Origin of the sequence: Amaricoccus sp., from assembly GCF_047602525.1 — a bacterium.
GTDB lineage: Bacteria > Pseudomonadota > Alphaproteobacteria > Rhodobacterales > Rhodobacteraceae > Amaricoccus.
In genome coordinates this window covers 811,120-831,563 of sequence record NZ_JASGHB010000001.1, presented here as the reverse complement: position 1 = coordinate 831,563, position 20,444 = coordinate 811,120, and the positions used below count along the sequence as shown (strand labels likewise).

The window sequence follows — 20,444 nt, the reverse complement described above, 5'->3', positions numbered from 1 at the left end:
TCAACCGACGCTCCGAAGACCGAGCCAGAGGGTCAGCACGACGATGCCGATCACCATGGCGAAGGCGTAGTGGAAGAGGTAGCCGGACTGGGCGCGGCCTGCGAGGCGGGTCATCCAGGGGACGAACCCCAGGGCGACGTCGTTGATGGTGCCGTCGATCACCGTCCCGTCGCCCTTCTTCCACAGGAAGGTGCCGATCCACTTGGCCGGCCGGACGAACAGGAAGTCATAGACTTCGTCGAAGTACCACTTGTTGAGCAGGAAGCGGTAGAGCACCGGCTGCGCTGCCGCCAGCCGCCGCGGCAGCGACGGGTTGACGATGTAGAACCAGTAGCTCACCGCGAAGCCGATCAGCATGGCGAAGAACGGCGCCGTCTTCACCCAGGCGGGTGCCTCGTGCGCGTGCTCGATCGTCTCGTTCTCCGGCCCGAAGAAGATCGCGCCGCCCTCGGCGTGCGGATCGGGCGCGGAGGCGTGCGCCTCCCCGGCCGGCGCCATCGCGGCGCCATGCTCGGCCGGCGCTGGCTCGGCATGTTCGGCCGCCGGCGCTTCGGTCATCGCCGTTCCATGCGCCGCCGCGGCCGCCGCGGGCTCGACCGCTTCGGCCTCCGCGTGGTGCGGGATGCCGAAGAAGGCGTTCATCTTCTCGTGGTCGCCGAAGAACGAGTTGTACCAGAGCATCCCGGCAAAGACCGAGCCGAGCGCCAGCACGCCGAGCGGCACCAGCATCACCTTCGGGCTCTCGTGCGCGTGGTCGTGCGCATGATGATCGCCCCGGGGCGCGCCGTAGAAGGTGAGGAAGATCAGCCGCCAGGAATAGAAGCTGGTGAAGCACGCGGCGATCACCAGCATGGCAAACGCATAACCCGACGCGCCGTTGGTCCCGGCATAGGCGCTCTCGATGATCGCGTCCTTGGAGAGGAACCCGGCGAAGCCGATGTGGGTCAGCGGGATGCCGACGCCGGTGATGGCGAACGTGCCGATCATCATCGCCCAGAACGTCAGCGGGATCTTCTTCCGGAGCCCGCCATAGTTCCGCATGTCCTGCTCGTGGTGCATCGCGTGGATGACCGAGCCGGCGCCGAGGAACAGCATCGCCTTGAAGAACGCGTGGGTGAACAGGTGGAACATCGCCGCCGGATAGGCACCGACACCCGCCGCGACGAACATGTAGCCGAGCTGCGAGCAGGTCGAATACGCGATCACCCGCTTGATGTCGTTCTGCACCAGGCCGACCGTCGCCGCGAAGAACGCGGTCGAGGCGCCCATGAGGGTGATGAACGTCAGCGTGTGCGGCGCCCACTCCAGGATCGGCGACATGCGGCAGACGAGGAACACGCCCGCCGTCACCATGGTCGCGGCGTGGATGAGCGCGGAGACCGGCGTCGGGCCTTCCATCGCGTCCGGCAGCCACGTGTGCAGGAACAGCTGCGCCGACTTGCCCATGGCACCGACGAACAGCAGGAACGAGGCGATCTCGGCCGCGTTCCACTCGCGCCAGAGGAAGGTGATCTGCGTCTGCGCGATGGTCGGCGCCGCCGCGAAGATGTCCTTGAACTCGATCGAGTCGACCAGGACGTAGAGCGTGAAGATGCCGAGCAGGAAGCCGAAGTCGCCCACGCGGTTGACGATGAACGCCTTCATCGCCGCCGCGCCCGCGCTCTGCTTGCGGATGTAGAAGCCGATCAGCAGGTACGACGCGACGCCGACCCCCTCCCAGCCGAAGAACATCTGCAGCAGGTTGTCCGCCGTCACCAGCGCCAGCATGGCGAAGGTGAAAAAGCTCAGGTAGGCAAAGAACCGCGGCTTGTAGCTCTCGCCGTGCTTGAAATGGTCGTCATGCGCCATGTAGCCGAGCGAGTAGAGGTGCACGAGCGACGACACCGAGGTGACGACGATCAGCATGATCGCGGTCAGCCGGTCGACCCGCACGCCCCAGTCGGCCGTGAGCGTGCCGGAGACGATCCAGCGGAACAGCGGATGGTGCTGCGTCACGCCGTCGAACGAGAAGAACGTGATCCACGACAGCAGGCAGACGAAGAACAGGATGCCGGTGGCGATCAGCGTCGCCGCCTTCTCGCCGAACCAGCGATAGCCGAAGCCGCAGAGGATGGCGCCGAGGAGCGGCGCGAGGAGGATGACAGAGACCACCGCGTCAGCCCTTCATCACGTTGATGTCCTCGACCGCGATCGTCCCGGTGTTCCGGAAGAAGCAGACGAGAATGGCGAGCCCGATCGCGGCCTCGGCGGCGGCGACGGTGAGCACGAACAGCGTGAACACCTGCCCGACCAGATCGCCGAGCGCCGCGGAGAAGGCGACGAGGTTGATGTTCACCGCCAGCAGCATCAGCTCGATCGACATCAGGATGATGATGACGTTCTTGCGGTTGACGAAGATGCCGAAGATGCCGGTGACGAAAAGGATCGCCGCGACGGTGAGATAGTGTGCGAGCCCGATCATGCCCCCTGCCCCGGCTTGATGTCCACGAGGTGAACCGCTTCCTTCGGATCGCGGTACATCTGCACCAGCACGTCCTGGCGCTTCACGTATGCGCGCTTCTGCAGCGTCAGGACGATCGCCCCGACCATGGCGACCAGCAGCACGAGGCCCGCCGCCTGGAACAGGAAGACGTACTTGGTGTAGATCAGCATGCCGAGCGCCGTGGTGTTGTCGACCACCTCCGGCGCCGGTGTGACCGCCTGCCGCAGGCTCAGCGCCTGGTCCGTGACCTGCCAGCCGCCGAACACGAACCCGAGCTGCACCAGCAGCACCAGCGCGATCAGCAGGCCGATGGGCAGCAGCTTCGCCATCCCGCCGCGCAGCTCGGCGAAGTCGACGTCGAGCATCATCACCACGAACAGGAACAGCACCGCGACCGCGCCGACGTAGACGATGAGCATCAGCATCGCGACGAACTCGGCCCCGAGCAGCACGAAGAGGCCCGCCGCGGAGAAGAACGCGAGGATCAGCCACAAGACAGAGTGCACCGGGTTGCGCGCGAAGATCACGCAGATGCCCGACACCACCGCGACGATGGCGAAGAGGTAGAAGGAAAAGACGGCCATGGCTCCCTCCCTACCGGTACGGCGCGTCGAGTTCGAGATTGCGCGCAATCTCGGACTCCCAGCGGTCGCCGTTGGCGAGCAGCTTCGCCTTGTCGTAGAACAGCTCTTCGCGCGTCTCGGTGGCGAACTCGAAATTCGGCCCCTCGACGATCGCGTCCACCGGGCAGGCCTCCTGGCAGAAGCCGCAGTAGATGCACTTGGTCATGTCGATGTCGTAGCGCGTCGTCCGCCGCGACCCGTCGCCCCGCGGCTCCGCGTCGATGGTGATCGCCTGCGCCGGACAGACCGCCTCGCAGAGCTTGCAGGCGATGCACCGCTCCTCGCCGTTCGGATACCGGCGCAGCGCGTGCTCGCCCCGGAACCGCGGGCTCAGCGGCCCCTTCTCGTAGGGATAGTTCAGCGTCGGCTTCGGTTTGAAGAAATAGCGCATGCCGATCCCGAACCCGGCGAAGAAGTCGCCCAGCAGGAAGTACCAGGCCGCGCGGCGCAGCGGGATTCCCATATCAGCCTCCGATGCCCCAGCGCTGGTAGGCGCCCCAGAACCAGCCGTATTGCGCGAAAAGCCCCACCAGAACCACCCAGGCGAGCGAGAGCGGCAGGAACACCTTCCAGCCGATCCGCATCAGCTGGTCGTAGCGGTAGCGGGGCACGATCGCCTTCACCATCGCGAACATGAAGAACCAGAACACCATCTTCGCGAACAGCCACAGCGCCCCGTCCGGGATGCCGGGAATGGGCGACAGCCAGCCGCCGAAGAACAGGACCGAGATCATCGCGCACATGAAGAACACGCTCATGAGCTCGCCGATCATGAACAGCAGGAACGGCGTCGACGAATACTCGACCTGATAGCCCGCAACCAGTTCCAACTCCGCCTCCGGCAGGTCGAACGGCGGCCGGTTGGTCTCGGCCAGCGCCGAGATGAAGAACAGCACCACCATCGGCAGGTGCGGCAGCCAGAACCAGCTGAACAGCCCGTAGCCGCCATCCTGCGCCAGCACGATCTTCGACAGGTTCAGCGTCCCCGACGAGATCAGCACGCCGACGATGATGAGGCCGAGCGACACCTCGTAGGAGATCATCTGCGCCGCCGAGCGCAGCGCGCCGAGGAACGGATACTTCGAGTTCGATGCCCAGCCGCCCATGATGATGGCATAGACGTGCAGGCTCGACACCGCGAAGATGAACAGGATCCCGACGTTCATGTCGGAGATCACCCAGCCCGGCGCCCACGGGATCACCGCCCAGACGATCACCGGCAGCACGAAGCTGACCATCGGCGCCAGCATGAACACCGTCTTGTCGGCGCCCGCCGGGATGACGATCTCCTTGACGATGTACTTCAGGAAATCCGCGAACGACTGCAGCAATCCGAAGGGCCCGACGACGTTCGGCCCCTTGCGGATCTGCACCGCCGCCCACACCTTCCGGTCGGCGTACATCAGGAACGCGAGGCAGATCAGCACGAAGACCGTGACCAGCAGGCACTGGCCGAGGATCAGCAGGAAGAGCCCGAAGCCGTGCTCGAAGAAACCCATCGCCTACTCCGCCGCCATTGCCTGAACCCGGGCCTGCGCGAGGCGGGTGAGGTCGCCCATCACCGTGCTCGCCCGCTGGATCGGGTTGGAAAGATAGTGGGCCGTGACCGCGCTGCGGAACCCGCCCGCGCCCGACATATCGCCGCCCGCGACGGGCGTAAACGCATTTTCCGGCACGACGTCGATGCGGCCCAGATGCGGCACCGCCGCCACCATCGCGGCCCGGAGCGCGGCGAGGGAATCCCACGGCAGCTGCTTGCCGAGAGCCGGCGACAGCGCGCGCAGGATCGCCCAGTTCTCCCGCGCCTCGCCCGGCGGGAAGCCCGCGCGGTTGGCCATCTGCGGCCGGCCCTCGGTGTTGACGAACACCCCAGGCTCCTCCGGCCACGCCGCGCCGGGCAGGATCACGTCCGCCCGGTGCGCGCCGCGATCGCCGTGGCTGCCCTGATAGACCACGAACGGCCCCGCCGGCACGTCGATCTCGTCGGCCCCGAGGTTCAGGATCACCTGCGCCGACAGCACCTCGGCGAGCCCGCCCTCGGCCGTGCAGCCGAGATCCAGCGCGCCGACGCGGGAGGCGGCCGTGTGCAGCACCAGCACCTTCGAGCCATAGGCCGCGGCAAGCGCCATCACCTGCCCGAGAACGGCCGCGCCGTCGTCACCGGCCAGCGCGCCCTGCCCGACGATCACGAGGCTCGGCGCCGCCTTGATCTCCTCGTTCACCGGCCCGCCCGCCAGCTTCGCCAGCGCCTCGCGCCCGCTGCCGACGTGCGTGTAGGGATAGGTGAGGTCCACCGCCTCGCCGATCAGCGACACCGCCGCACCCGTCGCCCAGGCCTTGCGGATCCGCGCGTTCAGCACCGGAGACTCGAGCCGCGGGTTCGTCCCGACGAGGCAGATGTTCGCCGCCGTATCAATGTCGGCGATCGTCGCCGTGCCGACATAGCCCGAGCGGTTCCCCGCCGGCAGTGCCGCACCGTCCGTCCGGCACTCGACCTTGCCGCCCAGACCCTCGACCAGCGTCTTCAGCGCGAACGCGGCCTCGGTCGACGCCAGGTCCCCGACGATCCCGCCGACGCTCTTGCCCTTCGCCGCCGCCGCGACCGCCGCGAACGCCTCGGCCCAGGACACCGGCACCAGTTTGCCGCCCTGCCGCACGTACGGCCGGTCCAGCCGCTGCCGGCGCAGTCCGTCCCAGATGAACCGCGACCGATCGGCCAGCCACTCCTCGTTCACCCCGTCGTTGTTCCGGGGCATGATCCGCATGACCTCGCGGCCCTTGGTGTCGATGCGGATGTTGCTTCCGAGCGCGTCCATCACGTCGATCAACTCGGTCTTCTTCAGCTCCCACGGCCGCGCCGTGAAGGCATAGGGCTTCGACGTCAGCGCCCCGACCGGGCAAAGGTCGATGACGTTGCCCTGCATCTCGCTCGTCAGCATCCGCCCGAGGTACGAGGTGATCTCGCTGTCCTCGCCGCGGCCGATCTGGCCCATCTCCGGCACGCCGGCGACCTCGGTGATGAACCGCACGCAGCGGGTGCAGCTGATGCACCGCGTCATGCAGGTCGCCACCAGCGGCCCGAGGTCCATGTCCACCGCCGCCCGCTTCGGCTCGCGATAGCGGCTGAAGTCGACGCCGTAGGCCATCGCCTGGTCCTGCAGGTCGCACTCGCCGCCCTGGTCGCAGATCGGGCAATCGAGGGGATGGTTGATGAGCAGGAACTCCATCACCCCTTCGCGCGCCTTCTTCACCATCGGCGACTTGGTCTTCACCACCGGCGGCTGCCCCTCCGGCCCGGGGCGCAGGTCCTTCACCTGCATCGCGCAGGACGCCGCCGGCTTCGGCGGCCCGCCGACCACCTCGACGAGGCACATCCGGCAGTTGCCGGCGATCGACAGCCGCTCGTGGTAGCAGAACCGCGGCACCTCGACGCCGGCCTGCTCGCAGGCCTGCAACAGGGTCAGCCGCGGATCGACCTCGATCTCCACGTCGTCGATGATGAGCTTGCGCAGATCCGTCACCGCCGCTTCTCCAGTTCTTCGACCCGGCCGGTCAGGGCGGCGCGGTCGCCTTCGTCTGTTGCCATCACCGCCCCCGCATCGCCGGCCATTCCTTGAAAGCCAGCACCCAGAGGGAAATCAGGTTGGCGAGCGGCACCAGCATCAGGAGCGCCCACGCCCCGGAATGCCCGGTGCGCGACCAGAGCTTCCAATACGGCACGATCAGCAGCGCCAGCACGATCAGCAGCGGGATCAGCCCGAAGCCGCCGGTGTAGGTGTGATAATCGAACGTCTCGACCGTGGTGTTTTCCATCGCCGCTACTCCGTCCTGCCGCCAGATGCCCGCCTCACCCGATGAGGTCAGCCTCGCGTCCGGTTAACCCCGTTGACCCGCTGCCCGGCCGTAAGGGAGCCGCGCATGGGTTGTGCATGCCCCGCGCATGCGCTGTTCATCGTCGATTGCCGCGTCAACCGGGGTTGCCGCGGCATGTTCACTCGGCCGCCACGGCACTGACCCGCCCGGTCCGCTTCGCCTTGATCCGATCCTCGATCTCGTTGCGATAGTGCCGGATCAGCCCCTGGATCGGCCACGCCGCCGCATCGCCGAGCGCGCAGATCGTGTGTCCCTCGACCTGCTTCGTCACGTCGAGCAGCATGTCGATCTCTTCGGGCTCCGCGTCGCCGGTGACGAGCCGGTCCATGACCCGCATCATCCAGCCGGTCCCCTCGCGGCAGGGCGTGCACTGGCCGCAGCTTTCGTGCTTGAAAAACTTGGACAATCGCCAGATTGCCTTGATGACGTCGGTCGACTGGTCCATCACGATCATGCAGGCGGTGCCGAAGCTCGACTTCAGCTCGCGCATCCCGTCGTAGTCCATGATCGCCGTTTCGCACAGATCCGCCGGCAGGATCGGGCACGACGCGCCACCCGGGATGACCGCCTTCAGGTTCTTCCACCCGCCCCGCACGCCGCCGCCATGCTTCTCGATGAGTTCCTTCATCGAGATCGACATGCTCTCCTCGACGACGCAGGGCGTGTTGATGTGCCCGGTCAGCCCGAACAGCTTCACCCCGGAGTTGTTCGGCCGCCCGAAGCCGGCGAACCACGCCGGGCCGCGCCGCAGGATCGTCGGGGCGACGGCGATCGACTCCACGTTGTTGACGGTGGTCGGGCAGCCGTAAAGCCCGGTATTCGCGGGGAAAGGCGGCTTCAGCCGCGGCATTCCCTTGCGCCCCTCCAGGCTCTCCAGCAGCGCGGTTTCCTCACCGCAGATGTACGCGCCGGCGCCATGATGCAGCTTGACGTCGAAGTCCCATCCCGAACCGCAGGCGTTCGGCCCCAGAAGCCCCGCGTCATAGCATTCGTCGATGGCCACCTGCAGCGACTCGCGCTCGCGGATGAACTCGCCGCGGATATAGATCCAGGCGGTATGCGCCCCCATCGCGAACCCGGCGACCAGGCACCCCTCGATCAGGGTGTGCGGGTCGTGCCGCATGATCTCGCGATCCTTGCAGGTCGCCGGCTCGGATTCATCGGCGTTCACGACGAGATAGTGCGGCCGTCCGTCGCTGCCCTTGGGCATGAACGACCACTTGAGCCCGGTCGGAAAGCCCGCGCCGCCCCGACCGCGCAGGCCCGACGCCTTCATCTCCTCGACGATCTTGTCGCGCCCCCGGCCCAGGATCTCGGCCGTGTTGTCCCAATGCCCACGGGCCTGGGCGCCTTTGAGGCTCCGGTCGAACATGCCGTAGATGTTCGTGAAAATCCGATCCTTGTCCGCGAGCATGCGTCCGGTGCCTCCGTGCCCGGCTCTCGCCGGGGCTTCGTTTCAGGTGCCGGGGGGGCGATGCCGCCACCCCGCGTCCGTCGTCAGTAGACCTCGCCGCGGTCCACCCGCTGCGAGAATTCCGTCGTTCCGCCCGCCATCAGGACCTTCGACTGGCCAACCCAGTCGTCCCGCGTCGCGCGACCGGGAAAGTCCTCGATGTTGGTGTCGACCCAGGCGATTTCCTCGGGCGTCCACGTGGCGATCTGGTCGAAGTGGTAGTAGCCGAGCTTGTGCAGCAGCTCTTCGAGCTTCGGCCCGACCCCCTTGATCTTCTTCAGGTTGTCCGGCGTGCCGTCGCGCGGCGCGTCCATCCGCTCCGGCCGCGTCGGCGTCGCCACGGGCGCATCGAGGTCCGCCGCGAGCCGCGCCGCTTCCCGCGCCGCCTCGCTCACCCGCTCGCTGTGTCCCTCGACCGGCTGCACCACCGGCGCAGCCGCCACGGGCGCCGCGACCGATGCCATTACCGCGGGGCGCGGCGCGGCGACGGGTGCGGCATGGGGCACCACCGGATCGGCGTCCCTCGGCCCAAGGCGCGCCGTCAGGACCGAGGCGACCACGATGAACGCCACCGCAGCAAAGACGAGGCCGTCCGGCGCGGTCCCGCCGAAAAGCGACCTGGTCACCACATAGACCACGAGGAACGCGACCACGCCGCCGCCCCAGGCCACCAGCGACCAGAACATTCCGTCCTTCTCCGACACCGTCGCCATCCTGTCCTCCCCTTGGGCTTACTCGTCCCGCTGGATCTTCTTGTCCGAATGCGGCGTTTCGCCTTCCTCGGCGAGTTGCCTCGCCTGCTCGACCCAGCCCTCGCGCTCGATCCGGCCGTGGAAGCCCTCAAGGTGCGCGTCGACCCAGGCGACCTGCTCCGGCGTCCACGAGCCGAGCTGCGCGAAGTGGTGGAACCCGAGGCCGTTCAGCATCCGCTCGAGCTCGGGGCCGATGCCCTTGATGAGCTTGAGATCGTCCGCCCCTTCGCCAATCGGCGCCGCCAGCGTCTGCGGCGCCACCTGCGCCACGTCCGGGGTCGGCGCGCTCTCGGCGGTGGGGCTGATCCGCGGCCGCAGGCCGACGCCGGCAATCGCCGTGCGGGCCGCCGGCTCGTCCCCGGTGATCCGCTTCACCGTGTCGCCGATGCGCGTCGCCAGCGTCACCGATGCGTTCATGTCGAGATCGCGATGCCCCTCGGCCAGCGCCACCGGCCCGCCCAGCGGCTCCGACGAGAACCGCCCGTTCTGCGGCCCCGGGCGCGGCACCTCGCCGGCCCTCAGCGCGTCGATGATCTCGCCAAACCGCTCCGGCGTGAGATCTTCGTAGAAATCCTTGCCGATCTGCGCCATCGGCGCGTTCGAGCAGGCGCCGAGACACTCGACCTCTTCCCAGCAGAGCTTGCCGTCCGCCGAGATCTCGTGCGGATGCGCGGCGATCTTTTCCTTGCAGACCCGGATCAGGTCGCCGGAGCCGCAGAGCATACAGGTCGTCGTGCCGCAGACCTGCACCACCGCCACCGATCCGGTCGGCTGCAGCTGGAACATGAAGTAGAAGGTCGCGACCTCGAGCACGCGGATATAGGCCATGCCCAGCATCCGGCCGATCTCCTCGATCGCCGGCTTCGTGACCCAGCCTTCCTGCTCCTGCGCCCGCCAGAGCAGCGGGATCACCGCGCTCGCCTGCCGCCCCTCGGGGTACTTCGCGATGATGCTCTGCGCCCACGCGAGGTTTGCCGGGGTGAAGGCAAAGCTCTCGGGCTGCTCATGGTACAGGCGGCGAAGCATCAGCGGTCGACCTCTCCGAACACGATGTCGAGGGAGCCGAGCGCGGCGGAGACGTCGGCGAGCATGTGGCCGCGGCAGAGGTAGTCCATCGCCGCGAGGTGGGGGTAGCCCGGGGCGCGAAGCTTGACCTTGTAGGGCTTGTTGGTGCCGTCGGAGACCAGATAGACGCCGAACTCGCCCTTCGGCGCCTCCACCGCGGCGTAGACCTCGCCGGCGGGCACGTGGAAGCCCTCGGTGTAGAGCTTGAAGTGATGGATCAGCGACTCCATCGAGGTCTTCATCTCGCCGCGGCGCGGCGGGGTGATCTTGCCGCGGGTCAGCACGTCCTCGCCGCGACATCCGTCGAGCTTTTCGCACGCCTGCAGGACGAGCTTCACCGACTCCCGCATCTCCCACATCCGGCAGAGATAGCGGTCGTAGCAGTCGCCGTTCTTGCCGAGCGGAATCTGGAAGTCGAACTCGTCGTAGCACTCGTAGGGCTGCGAGCGCCGCAGGTCCCACGCGATGCCGGAGCCGCGCACCATGACGCCCGAGAAGCCGAGCATCTGGGCTTCCTCCTGGCTGACGACGGCGATGTCGACGTTGCGCTGCTTGAAGATGCGGTTCTCGGTGATGAGCGTCTCGATGTCGTCGAGCACCTGCGGGAAGGCCCGCGCCCAGGTGACGATGTCGTCGATCAGATCCTGCGGCATGTCCTGGTGCACGCCGCCCGGCCGGAAGTAGGCGGCATGGAGCCGCGCCCCGCAGGCGCGCTCGTAGAACACCATGAGCTTCTCGCGCTCCTCGAAGCCCCAGAGCGGCGGCGTGAGCGCGCCGACGTCCATGGCCTGCGTGGTGACGTTCAGCAGGTGGTTCAGGATCCGGCCGATCTCGCTGAACAGCACCCGGATGAGCGAGGCCCGCCGGGTGATCTCCGTCTCGGTCAGCTTCTCGATGGCGAGGCACCAGGCATGTTCCTGGTTCATCGGCGCCACGTAGTCCAGCCGGTCGAGGTACGGCAGGTTCTGCAGGTAGGTGCGGCTCTCCATCAGCTTCTCGGTGCCGCGGTGCAGCAGCCCGATGTGCGGGTCGCAGCGCTCGACGATCTCGCCGTCGAGTTCGAGCACCAGACGCAGCACGCCGTGGGCCGCCGGATGCTGCGGCCCGAAATTGATGTTGAAGTTGCGGATCTTCTGCTCGCCGGCGAGCATGTCGTGGCCGTTGCCGTCCATCATTTCGGCGCCTTCTTCTCGTCACCGGGCAGGATGTATTCCGCACCCTCCCACGGGCTCATGAAGTCGAACTGGCGGTATTCCTGCGTCAGCTTCACCGGCTCGTAGACCACCCGCTTCGCGTCTTCGTCATAGCGCAGCTCGACGTAGCCGGTCGTGGGGAAGTCCTTGCGCAGCGGATGGCCGCGGAAGCCGTAGTCGGTCAGGATTCGCCGCAGGTCCGGGTGGCCCGAGAACAGGATCCCGTACATGTCGAAGACTTCGCGCTCGTACCACTCCGCGCTCGGATGCACCGAAACGATCGAGGGCACCAGCTCGTCCTCGCGCACCTCGGCCTTCACGCGGATGCGCTGGTTCAGGTGCATCGACAGGAAATGATAGACGACGTCGAAGCGCCGCTCGCGCGAGGGCCAGTCGACGGCGGTGATGTCGATGAGCGTGGTGAAGCGGCAGGTGCTGTCGGTCTTCAGCCAGGCGATGAAGTCGGGCAGCGTGCTCGCGGCCACCTCGACGGTCAGCTCGCCATGGGCCACCGCGCTGCCGATGACCGCGCCGTCGCGCCGCGTGCCGATCGCCTCGCCAAGCTCCTGAAGCGCGGTCGTGTCCATCTCTATCCTCTGGCTCGCAGCTGGCTGGCCGATCGGTCCGCCGGTCTAGCGGACGATGGTGCCGGTGCGGCGGATCTTCCGTTGCAGTTGCAGGATGCCGTAGAGCAGCGCCTCGGCCGTCGGCGGGCAGCCCGGAACGTAGATGTCCACGGGCACGATGCGGTCGCAGCCGCGCACCACCGAATAGCTGAAGTGGTAATAGCCGCCGCCGTTGGCGCAGGAGCCCATGGAAATGACGTACCGCGGCTCCGGCATCTGGTCGTAGACCTTGCGCAGCGCCGGGGCCATCTTGTTCGTCAGCGTACCGGCGACGATCATCAGGTCCGACTGGCGCGGGGAAGCGCGCGGCGCCGTGCCGAAGCGCTCCACGTCATAGCGCGGCATCGCGACGTGCATCATCTCGACCGCGCAGCAGGCGAGGCCGAAGGTCATCCAGTGCAGCGAGCCGGTGCGCGCCCAGTTGATCGCCGCCGCCGTCGAGGTGACGAGAAAGCCGCGGTCGGCAAGCTCGGCGCTCAGCACCTGGCTGTTCGCGTCCGGGTCGCTTCCGGGCTCGAACAGGGTCAGCGGCCGGCCGGCAGCGGGCTCGACGACGCCGAGGCCGGCGATGTCGGTCTGGGACTGGGTGTTCTGCACCCCGGGCGTCACTCCCATTCGAGAGCCCCCTTCTTCCATTCGTAGGCGAAACCGATGGTCAGCACGCCGAGGAACACGATCATCGACCAGAACCCGAAGGGACCGATGTGCTGGAATGCCACCGCCCAGGGGAACAGGAACGCGACCTCGAGGTCGAAGATGATGAACAGGATCGACACGAGGTAGAACCGCACGTCGAACTTCATCCGCGCGTCGTCGAAGGCGTTGAAGCCGCATTCGTAGGCCGAGATCTTTTCCGGGTCCGGATTGGAGATCGCCGCGACCGCAGCCGCGAGCAGGAGCACCAGCCCGAGCACGATGGCGAGGGCGAGAAAGATCAGGACCGGCAGGTACTCGCGAAGCAGATCGTCCAACTCCGCACTCCCTCTGACTCAAGAGCAATTCGACACGGGGGCTGCCTTGTCGGACCCCCGACCCGCAGCGAGGCTTATCTGCCGCAACGCACAACGTCAACCGAGCGGGCGCCGGCGGCACGTCCGACTTTGGAGAGATTTCCGGGGCGGCGCAAGCCGTCCACGGCCCCCGATCCGCGCCCCGATTGCCCCGCCGGCGCGGCAGGATTCGGGCAGCCGGCCGCAACGGGCGGGCCGCAGGGTCGCGGCCCGCCCACAAGGTGCCCGCGCCGCCTCAGCAGCAGCGGAAGCCGCGGGTCGAGCCCTCGCCGTAGCGGGCCGACTGCCGCTCGCGGAAGAACTCGGCATAGGTCATCACCGGCTCGCCGGGATGCGCCGCGCGCCGGTGGGCGACGTAGGTGTCGTAGTCCGGCACGCCGATCATCAGCCGCGCCCCCTCCCGCAGCCGCCGGCCGCAGGCGGCGAGGGTTCCCGTCATCGTCTTCTGCTGCATGGGCTTCACTCCGCGGGAACGGCGTGGGGGCCGTTCAGGGATTTCGGGAAGCTCGCGCGCCGTCCAGCCGCGGGCGCGATACGCCTGCAGGCAGGCGCGTACGCTGAAGAAGATCATGCTGACGACCAGCGCGACGAAGACGAACGCCATCGTGGCGTCCACCATGTCGTTGAAGACGATCTGGCCCATCTGTCCGATGTCCTTTGCCGGCGCCAGCACCTCGCCCGAAGCCGCCGCCGCGCGGTACTTCCCGGCATGGGCGAGAAAGCCGACGGCCGGGTTGCTGGAGAACACCTTCAGCAGCCCCGCCGTCAGGGTGACGACCACCAGCAGCGTGGCGGGAACCATCGTGACGAAGGCATAGCGCTCGCGCTTCATCTTGAAGAGCACCACGGTGCAGAGCATCAGCGCGATCGCCGCAAGCATCTGGTTCGCGATGCCGAAGAGCGGCCAGAGGGTGTTCACGCCGCCGAGCGGGTCGGTGACGCCCTGGTAGAGGAAGAACCCCCAGGCCGTGACGCAGAGGCCGGTCGCGACGACGTTGCCCCCGAGCGACGATGTCTTGCGCATCGCCGGCATGAAGACGCCCAGCAGGTCCTGCAGCATGAAGCGCCCGGCCCGCGTTCCGGCGTCGACCGCGGTCAGGATGAACAGCGCCTCGAACAGGATGGCGAAGTGATACCAGAACGCCATCATCGCCTTGCCGCCGATCACGTGCGAGAAGATCTGCGCCATGCCGACCGCCAGTGTCGGCGCGCCGCCGGCGCGCGAGATGATCGTCGTTTCGCCCACGTGGGTGGCCGTCTCGGTGATCGTCTCGGGCGTGATGGGGAAGCCCCACTCCGAGACCTTCGCCGCCGCGCTCTCCGGCGTGGTGCCGATGACCGCCGCGGGGCTGTTCATCGTGAAGTAGACGCCCGGGTCGATGATCGACGCCGCGACCAGCGCCATCATCGCCACGAAGCTTTCCATCAGCATGCCGCCGAAGCCGATGAAGCGGGCGTGGACCTCGTTGTCGATGAGCTTCGGCGTGGTGCCGGACGAGATCAGCGCGTGAAAGCCCGAGACCGCGCCGCAGGCGATGGTGATGAACAGGAACGGGAACAGCGTCCCCGACCACACCGGGCCGGTGCCGTCGATGAAGCGGGTGACGGCCGGCATCCGCAGATCAGGCGCGACGAAGACGATGCCGAGCGCGAGGCCGGCGATGGCGCCGATCTTGAGGAACGTCGAGAGATAGTCGCGCGGCGCCAGCACCAGCCAGACCGGCAGCGTCGCCGCGACGAAGCCATAGCCGATCAAGAGCCAGCAGAGCTGCGTCGGGGTGAAGGTGAACATCGGCGCCCAGGTCGGGCTCGACGCGACGTTGGCGCCGAAGATGATGGCGAGCATCAGGGCGACGAATCCGGCGATCGACGCCTCGCCCACCGCACCGGGGCGGATGTAGCGCATGTAGACGCCCATCGCGACGGCGATCGGGATGGTCATCGACACGGTGAACATGCCCCACGGGCTGCCGGCGAGGGCCTTCACCACGATGAGCGCCAGCACCGCGAGGATGATGATCATGATGAGGAACGTGCCGACCAGCGCGATCAGCCCGGGCACCGGCCCGAGTTCCGAGCGCACCAGATCGCCGAGCGAGCGCCCGTCGCGCCGCATCGACACGAACAGCACCATGAAGTCCTGCACCGCGCCGGCCATCACCACGCCCGCGAGGATCCAGATCATCCCGGGCAGATAGCCCATCTGCGCCGCCAGCACCGGCCCGACCAGCGGCCCGGCCCCGGCAATCGCCGCGAAATGATGGCCGAAGAGCACGTACTTGTTGGTCGGAACGTAGTCGAGGCCGTCGTTGAAGCGATGCGCCGGCGTCGGGCGCGTGGCGTCGAGCTGCATCACGCGGCGCGCGATGAACAGGCTGTAGTATCGGTAGGCGATCAGGTAGACCGACACCGACGCCACGACCATCCAGAGCGCGTTCACGTGCTCGCCGCGCGCGATCGACACCTGCGCAAGCCCGACCGCCCCCAATACCGCCACGAGCGCCCAGACGATCCAGTGATCGAGTGCGTAGCGCCGCGGCGCCGCTGTATTCGCCATGTCTGACCTTCCCCCTTCGCGCCGGCGTTCACGCGCCGGCCTATGCCTGAGCCGCCAGGGCCAGCGCGCCCGGGGCGGCGGAGAGACGAGCACCCGGGTCCGCACAGGCGAAGATACCCCCCGGACGTTCTCACTCACGGCTACTATTGGCCGCCGCGATCTGCTCGCGCAAGCGTGTTCAGCGTGGCCGGGCGCGCGATCCCTTGGGGCGCGGATCTTGCGCGCGGGCGTGTCGGCTCCTACGTCCTCACCGCCATGAACTATGTCCTCGCCCTCTTCCTGCCGCCGCTCTCGATCCTGATCGCCGGTCGCCCGTTCGTGGCGATCCTGACGTTCCTGATCTGGATTCCCGCGATCTTCTTTTCCGGCGGGCTCACCCACCCGATGTTCATCGCCCTGGCCTGGATCCTGATCTACCAGGGCGGCGAGGAGCGGCGGGTGCGTCGGCTCGAGCGGCGCGACTGACCCCTGCGGACCCGCTTCGCCCCCTCGCCCACCGGCCTCCTGCACCTCGGGCACGCGTTCTCCGCGCTCACCGCGTGGGATTCTGGCGCGTGCCGCCGGCGGCACGTTCCTGCTCCGCATCGAGGATCTCGACGGCACGCGCGCGCGCCCGGCCTTCGAGGCGGCGCTGGTCGATGACCTGCGGTGGCTCGGCCTGCGCTGGCCCGAGCCCGTGCTGCGGCAGTCGGCGAACCTCGCGGCCTACGCCGCCGCCCTCGACCGGCTCGCGGCGGCGGGCCTCGTCTACCCCTGCCGCTGCACCCGCGCCGACATCCGCGCCGCCGCGGCCGCGCCGCAGGAGGGTGCGCCGGCGCCGGGCTACCCCGGCACCTGCCGCGGCCGGCCGATGGCCGAGATGCGACCCGGTGACGCAGCCCGGCTCGACGTCACCGCCGCCCTCGCCGCGGCCGGGCCGCTCGACTGGACCGAGACCGGCCCGTGCGCCCCGGGCCGGCACCCGGTCGATGCCGCGGCCCTCGCCCCGCTCGGCGACGTGGTGCTCGCGCGCAGGGACATCGGCGCGGCCTATCACCTCGCCGTCGTTGTCGACGACGCGGCGCAGGGGATCAGCCACGTGGTGCGCGGCGCCGACCTCCTCGACGCGACGCCGCTGCACCGCCTGCTGCAGGCGCTGCTGCACCTGCCCGTGCCGCTCTGGCACCATCACCGGCTGATTCGGGATGGGGACGGCCGGCGCCTCGCCAAGCGCGACGACGCGCGGGCGCTGGCGAGCCTGCGGGCCGAGGGCGCGAGTCCGGCGGATATCCGGCGGATGGTCGGACTCTAGGCGATCGGCTCGGAGAGCACGACCTCCTCGCCCGCCTGAACCGCGGTGTAGAAACAGCTGCGGCGGTTGGTATGGCACGCCGGCCCTGCCTGATCGACGATGAGAAGCAGGCAGTCGCGGTCGCAGTCGATGCGCAGCTCGACCAGCCGCTGCACGTGCCCGGACGTCTCGCCCTTGCGCCAGAGCGCCGCGCGCGAGCGCGACCAGTACGTGACCTGACCAGTCGCGAGTGTCTCAGCGAGGCTCTCGGCGTTCATCCACGCGAGCATGAGCACCTCGCCCTCGCGCGACTGGGCGATGGCGGGGACAAGGCCGCGGGCATCGAAGCCGATGCTGGCGATGTCGAAGGCGGGCACGCGTCACTCTCCCTTTCCGGCGCAGGATCGGCGGCCTATCTATGGCGCCGTGGGGGAAATGCAAAGGGACGGGCGGGAATGGCGGGCGACGAGGAGATGATCCGACTCTATTCCCAGCGCATCCTGGCGCTCGCCGCCGACATTCCCCTCAGCGGCCGGCTCGAGCGCCCGCAGGTCAGCGCCAAGCGCCGCTCGCCGCTCTGCGGCTCGACGGTGACGGTCGACCTCGTGCTCGGCGCCGACGGCCGCATCGCCGACTTTCGTCAGGACGTGAAGGCGTGCGCGCTCGGGCAGGCCTCGGCCGCGGTGCTCGGGCGGCATGTGGTCGGGGCGAGCCGGGCCGAGATCGCGCTGGCGCGCGACGGGCTCGCCGCGATGCTCAAGGCCGGCGGCCCGGTGCCCGGCGCGCCCTTCGACGGGCTGGCCGTGCTGGAGCCGGCGCGGGACTATCGCAACCGCCATGCCTCGATCCTGCTCGCCTGGGACGCGACGCTGGCGGCCCTCGACGAGGCGCTCGCGGCCGCGTAGCCTCCTCACTCCCAGGTTCGCGCCTTGGCCTCGAAGTCGGCCGTCTGCGCCCGGATCACGCAGAACCGATGGCCGGTCGGGGCCTCCATCACCACCCAGGTCTTGATGTCGGCGACGCGCGTGGCACCGAGCGCCTCCAGCCGCGCCACCTCCGCCTCGATGTCGTCGCTCTCGATGTCGAGGTGCACGCGCGACGGGTGGTCGACGATCTGCACCTCGGTGTTGAGCCCGGCCTGCGGCTGCAGCCTCACGTAGGTATCGCGCTTCTCCGGCGGCTCGTCGTCACCGAAAACGGCGGACCAGAAGCTGGCGGCGGCCTCGAGATCGTCGGTGCGGCAGTCGATGATGAACCCGGCGAGTTGGCTGCGGTGCATCGGGTCTTCCTCCTCTGGTGTGGCGGGTCCGGCGCGGAAACGTTGGACCGTACGGGCGACGCCACGCCCCGGCAACGGCAGAAATCCCCCGCAGCAACGGCCGCCGTCGACAGAGAAATATTCGGTTTCGACAACAAGTTAAACCGAGTTCGAACCACCCTCGAAGCGGCTCCCGCGACGCCCCGCAACCGGGGGGCAGATCGGCGGGATTTCGCCTATGCAGCATAAATGTGTGGCAAGCAGGCCCGGTCGCGTGCCACAGGTCCAGACCCGTAACAGTTCCGGACCTGCACCGTTGGGAATTACAGCGCGCACCGCCCTTGGCATCGTCGCATTGCTCGCCCTCGCCAATGCACCCGCGACGATGGTCGTCAGCTCCCTGACGCACCTGATGCCCGAGGCGGTCGCGACGGAGATCGCCGCGCTCGCTCCGGTTGGCGCGGCCGCCGCCGCCGGACGCCCGGTTGCCCGCCCCGAGCAAGTCTCGCGTGCCGAAGACGGCCCCGGACTCGACAAGGACGACGTCGTTCGTCCGGCCGTGTCCCGGCAGACCGGCGATCTCGCCTGTCTGGCGGAGGCGGTCTATTTCGAGGCGCGCGGCACCGGCACCGCCGGCGAGCGCGCCGTTGCACATGTGGTGGTGAACCGATCGAACGCCAAGGCCTTCCCCGGGTCCGTCTGCGGCGTCGTCCACGACGGCTGCCAGTTCTCGTATCGCTGCGACGGCCGATCCGACGTGCTGGCCGACAAGACGGCGCGCGCCCGCGCCTATCAGGTGGCCCAGGCCGTGCTCGACGGCGCGCCGGACATCACCAACGGCGCGCTCTATTTCCACTCGGCCAAGGCCAAGGGCGGCTTCGGCGGGCGCAAGAAGCTCGGCGTCTTCGGCGGGAACGTGTTCTACCGCTGAAGGTGTAAGACCTTCATCTCCTGAAGACCGCCTTCGCGATTTCCCGCAGCGCGGCCGCCTCCCTGTCGGCTGGACCGGCGATTTGTAGCCCGGCCTGCTTTTCTGCCGTCCGGCGACGCAATCGCGGCCGGGAACCCCCAGTGCGATTTCCCGGTTGCCGTGGCAGATCGCGGACGCCGTCTTCCGTCCGGAACTTTGATGCGCAGCCTGCGCACTTCGGCGCATCGGCGGAATTACCGTGTTGTTAAGACCAAGTTTCATATGCGTTGCCGGATGGCCGCGGTTGATATTAGCATGAAGACCGCCGCACGCCCCAAAAGGGGCCGGCCGCCGAGCCGACTGCATCGCGGGCTCGGAGCAAAAGGGAGGTTGGACACATGAATCGCATCGTGATGGCGGCCGTCGCCGCATCGTTCGCCGTGGGCGCGGGCTTCACCGCGCAGGCGGAGGAGAAGCCGAAGCTCTCGTTCGTGGTGAATGCCGCCTCGGACTTCTGGAAGCTGGCCGAGGCCGGCATCAAGAAGGCGAACGCCGAGATGCCCGACTACGACATGGAACTGCGCTATCCCGCGACCGGCACCGCCGCGGCGCAGAACGCCCTGATGGACGACCTCGTGGCGGCCGGCACCGACGCGATCATGATCTCGTCGGTCGACCCGAAGACCTCGACCGATTCCTTCAACCGCATCGCCGCGCAGATCCCGCTCTTCACCACCGACTCCGACGCGCCGCAGTCGAACCGCATCGCCTATCTCGGGTCGTCGAACACCGAGGCCGGCGAGCAGGCGGGCAAGGAGATGGTCGCGGCGCTGCCCGGCGGCGGCAAGTGCATGGGCTTCGTCGGCTACCTCGGCGCCGACAACGCCCGCGAGCGCATCGAGGGCTTCCGCAAGGCGGTCGAGGGGTCGAAGGTGACGCTGGTCGACGTGCGCGGCGACGACGTGGACTTCGCCCGTGCCCGCTCCAACGTCGACGACGTGCTGGCGGCGAACCCGGACATCACCTGCATGGTCGGCTTCTACTCCTACAACTCGCCGAAGATCTACGAGGCGCTGCAGGCCGCCGGCAAGCTCGGCGCCATCACCGTCGTCGCCTTCGACGAGGACCCGGTGACGCTCGGCGCGGTGAAGGAGGGCTCGTTCGTCTCGACGATCGTGCAGCAGCCGTTCGAGTGGGGCTATCAGGGCATGAAGCTGATGGCCGCCTACCTGAAGGGCGACAAGTCCGGCATCCCGGACGACAAGCTCATCATCATCCCGACCAAGGTGGTGAACAAGTCGAACGTCGACGCATTCCAGGCGGACCTGAAGGCGAAGATCGCCTCGGCATCGGCCAGCTGAGCCGGACGGAG

21 protein-coding genes and 2 pseudogenes are annotated in these 20,444 nt (G+C 68.2%); 5 read left to right on the top strand and 18 right to left on the bottom strand.

What is annotated here, in order from left to right; translation table 11 throughout:
* From nuoL to QM699_RS04495, 16 genes and pseudogenes are all read right to left on the bottom strand, one after another.
* Positions 1 to 2,151, bottom strand: a complete 2,151-nt coding sequence (gene nuoL, locus QM699_RS04570) for an NADH-quinone oxidoreductase subunit L (RefSeq protein ID WP_415010015.1) — start codon at positions 2,149 to 2,151, stop codon at positions 1 to 3.
* 4 nt (positions 2,152 to 2,155) lie between these two features.
* The gene (gene nuoK, locus QM699_RS04565; RefSeq protein WP_415010014.1) at positions 2,156 to 2,461 is read right to left on the bottom strand and encodes an NADH-quinone oxidoreductase subunit NuoK; all 306 of its coding nucleotides are present in this window, start codon (positions 2,459 to 2,461) and stop codon (positions 2,156 to 2,158) included.
* On the bottom strand, positions 2,458 to 3,066 hold the full coding sequence (locus QM699_RS04560; RefSeq protein WP_415010013.1) for an NADH-quinone oxidoreductase subunit J: 609 nt from the start codon (positions 3,064 to 3,066) through the stop codon (positions 2,458 to 2,460). The genes nuoK and QM699_RS04560 overlap by 4 nt, the downstream gene beginning before the upstream one ends.
* Positions 3,067 to 3,076: 10 nt before the next feature.
* Entirely contained in the window at positions 3,077 to 3,568 is a 492-nt protein-coding gene (gene nuoI, locus QM699_RS04555; protein ID WP_415010012.1) for an NADH-quinone oxidoreductase subunit NuoI, read from the bottom strand.
* 1 nt (position 3,569) lies between these two features.
* Positions 3,570 to 4,604, bottom strand: coding sequence for an NADH-quinone oxidoreductase subunit NuoH (nuoH, locus tag QM699_RS04550; RefSeq protein WP_415010011.1), 1,035 nt, complete (start codon positions 4,602 to 4,604; stop codon positions 3,570 to 3,572).
* A gap of 3 nt (positions 4,605 to 4,607) precedes the next feature.
* Complete coding sequence (gene nuoG, locus QM699_RS04545) at positions 4,608 to 6,626, bottom strand: NADH-quinone oxidoreductase subunit NuoG (RefSeq protein WP_415010010.1); 2,019 nt, start codon at positions 6,624 to 6,626, stop codon at positions 4,608 to 4,610.
* Between the two features lie 64 nt (positions 6,627 to 6,690).
* Complete coding sequence (locus tag QM699_RS04540) at positions 6,691 to 6,918, bottom strand: hypothetical protein (protein WP_415010009.1); 228 nt, start codon at positions 6,916 to 6,918, stop codon at positions 6,691 to 6,693.
* 178 nt (positions 6,919 to 7,096) lie between these two features.
* The gene (gene nuoF / locus QM699_RS04535) at positions 7,097 to 8,392 is read right to left on the bottom strand and encodes an NADH-quinone oxidoreductase subunit NuoF (protein ID WP_415010008.1); all 1,296 of its coding nucleotides are present in this window, start codon (positions 8,390 to 8,392) and stop codon (positions 7,097 to 7,099) included.
* 83 nt (positions 8,393 to 8,475) lie between these two features.
* Positions 8,476 to 9,144, bottom strand: a complete 669-nt coding sequence (locus QM699_RS04530; RefSeq protein ID WP_415010007.1) for an NADH:ubiquinone oxidoreductase — start codon at positions 9,142 to 9,144, stop codon at positions 8,476 to 8,478.
* Between the two features lie 18 nt (positions 9,145 to 9,162).
* Positions 9,163 to 10,209 carry an NADH-quinone oxidoreductase subunit NuoE gene (nuoE, locus tag QM699_RS04525; protein ID WP_415010006.1) on the bottom strand — a complete coding sequence of 349 codons (1,047 nt, stop codon included), beginning with the start codon at positions 10,207 to 10,209 and terminating at the stop codon, positions 9,163 to 9,165.
* Positions 10,209 to 11,423: an NADH-quinone oxidoreductase subunit D gene (locus QM699_RS04520; RefSeq protein ID WP_415010005.1), complete on the bottom strand. Its 1,215-nt coding sequence runs from the start codon at positions 11,421 to 11,423 to the stop codon at positions 10,209 to 10,211. The genes nuoE and QM699_RS04520 overlap by 1 nt, the downstream gene beginning before the upstream one ends.
* Positions 11,420 to 12,028 carry an NADH-quinone oxidoreductase subunit C gene (locus QM699_RS04515; RefSeq protein WP_415010004.1) on the bottom strand — a complete coding sequence of 203 codons (609 nt, stop codon included), beginning with the start codon at positions 12,026 to 12,028 and terminating at the stop codon, positions 11,420 to 11,422. The genes QM699_RS04520 and QM699_RS04515 overlap by 4 nt, the downstream gene beginning before the upstream one ends.
* A 45-nt stretch (positions 12,029 to 12,073) precedes the next feature.
* Positions 12,074 to 12,682 (bottom strand): NuoB/complex I 20 kDa subunit family protein, encoded by a 609-nt coding sequence (locus tag QM699_RS04510; protein WP_415010003.1) that lies wholly within the window; start codon positions 12,680 to 12,682, stop codon positions 12,074 to 12,076.
* The gene (locus QM699_RS04505) at positions 12,673 to 13,038 is read right to left on the bottom strand and encodes an NADH-quinone oxidoreductase subunit A (protein WP_415010002.1); all 366 of its coding nucleotides are present in this window, start codon (positions 13,036 to 13,038) and stop codon (positions 12,673 to 12,675) included. The genes QM699_RS04510 and QM699_RS04505 overlap by 10 nt, the downstream gene beginning before the upstream one ends.
* A gap of 274 nt (positions 13,039 to 13,312) precedes the next feature.
* On the bottom strand, positions 13,313 to 13,516 hold the full coding sequence (locus QM699_RS04500; RefSeq protein WP_415012696.1) for a YbdD/YjiX family protein: 204 nt from the start codon (positions 13,514 to 13,516) through the stop codon (positions 13,313 to 13,315).
* A gap of 333 nt (positions 13,517 to 13,849) precedes the next feature.
* A pseudogene (locus QM699_RS04495) lies at positions 13,850 to 15,502 on the bottom strand (carbon starvation CstA family protein); the annotation flags it as partial.
* A 387-nt stretch (positions 15,503 to 15,889) separates the two neighbouring features.
* Between QM699_RS04495 and QM699_RS04490 the strand changes: the two are divergent.
* Both QM699_RS04490 and gluQRS read left to right on the top strand, forming a co-directional pair.
* Complete coding sequence (locus tag QM699_RS04490; RefSeq protein WP_415012695.1) at positions 15,890 to 16,099, top strand: hypothetical protein; 210 nt, start codon at positions 15,890 to 15,892, stop codon at positions 16,097 to 16,099.
* Between the two features lie 3 nt (positions 16,100 to 16,102).
* Positions 16,103 to 16,925: pseudogene (gene gluQRS, locus QM699_RS04485) on the top strand (tRNA glutamyl-Q(34) synthetase GluQRS).
* Here gluQRS and hisI read toward each other — a convergent pair.
* On the bottom strand, positions 16,922 to 17,281 hold the full coding sequence (gene hisI / locus QM699_RS04480) for a phosphoribosyl-AMP cyclohydrolase (protein WP_415010001.1): 360 nt from the start codon (positions 17,279 to 17,281) through the stop codon (positions 16,922 to 16,924). The pseudogene gluQRS and the gene hisI overlap by 4 nt on opposite strands.
* A 78-nt stretch (positions 17,282 to 17,359) precedes the next feature.
* On the opposite strand from hisI, the gene QM699_RS04475 reads away from it, so the two are divergent.
* Positions 17,360 to 17,809 (top strand): iron-sulfur cluster assembly scaffold protein, encoded by a 450-nt coding sequence (locus tag QM699_RS04475; protein ID WP_415010000.1) that lies wholly within the window; start codon positions 17,360 to 17,362, stop codon positions 17,807 to 17,809.
* Positions 17,810 to 17,814: 5 nt separating this feature from the next.
* Here QM699_RS04475 and QM699_RS04470 read toward each other — a convergent pair whose 3' ends face one another.
* Entirely contained in the window at positions 17,815 to 18,183 is a 369-nt protein-coding gene (locus QM699_RS04470) for a VOC family protein (RefSeq protein ID WP_415009999.1), read from the bottom strand.
* A gap of 295 nt (positions 18,184 to 18,478) precedes the next feature.
* On the opposite strand from QM699_RS04470, the gene QM699_RS04465 reads away from it, so the two are divergent.
* Complete coding sequence (locus tag QM699_RS04465) at positions 18,479 to 19,093, top strand: cell wall hydrolase (RefSeq protein WP_415009998.1); 615 nt, start codon at positions 18,479 to 18,481, stop codon at positions 19,091 to 19,093.
* Between the two features lie 377 nt (positions 19,094 to 19,470).
* Positions 19,471 to 20,433, top strand: coding sequence for a sugar-binding protein (locus tag QM699_RS04460; RefSeq protein ID WP_415009997.1), 963 nt, complete (start codon positions 19,471 to 19,473; stop codon positions 20,431 to 20,433).
* Positions 20,434 to 20,444 lie beyond the last annotated feature (11 nt).